Source organism: Streptomyces sp. SID13726 (genome assembly GCF_010548375.1).
Taxonomy (GTDB): Bacteria; Actinomycetota; Actinomycetes; order Streptomycetales; family Streptomycetaceae; genus Streptomyces.
In genome coordinates, this window is the sequence record NZ_JAAGLY010000792.1 from 1 (window position 1) to 394 (window position 394).

Here is a 394-nt window from a genome sequence, read left to right on the forward strand (position 1 = left end):
CGAAGGTCGTACGGGTGTAGTTCAGTAGCAGAACATCCCCCTTCCAGGGGGAAGGCGCAGTGTGCGATCCCTGTCACCCGCTCTGCAACGCTTTACCGACCACTCCGGTGGATCGGGTAGAGTGATGCACGCATCGCAGCGGCATTCATGCCGAGGCAGCATGCGGACGTAGCTCAGTTGGTAGAGCACCACCTTGCCAAGGTGGATGTCGCGCGTTCGAGTCGCGTCGTCCGCTCAGCGTGCAAAGGCCCTGATCATCGATCAGGGCCTTTGTCGTATGCGTTTACTCACCGGGGGGCTGGGACCGTGTCGAAGCTGACGGGGTGGTGGAGGAACCGCAGCAGTGCGGCCAAGATCGAGCTCTACACCCGGTGGTCGTTCCACCTGTTCGTCC

General features: G+C 61.7%; 2 tRNA genes. Both read left to right on the forward strand.

From position 1 onward, the window contains the following. Positions 1-11 precede the first annotated feature (11 nt). Positions 12-82 (forward strand) — tRNA-Gly (locus G3I78_RS50330). Positions 83-162: 80 nt separating this feature from the next. Beyond that, a tRNA-Gly gene (locus G3I78_RS50335) sits at positions 163-235 on the forward strand. Positions 236-394 lie beyond the last annotated feature (159 nt).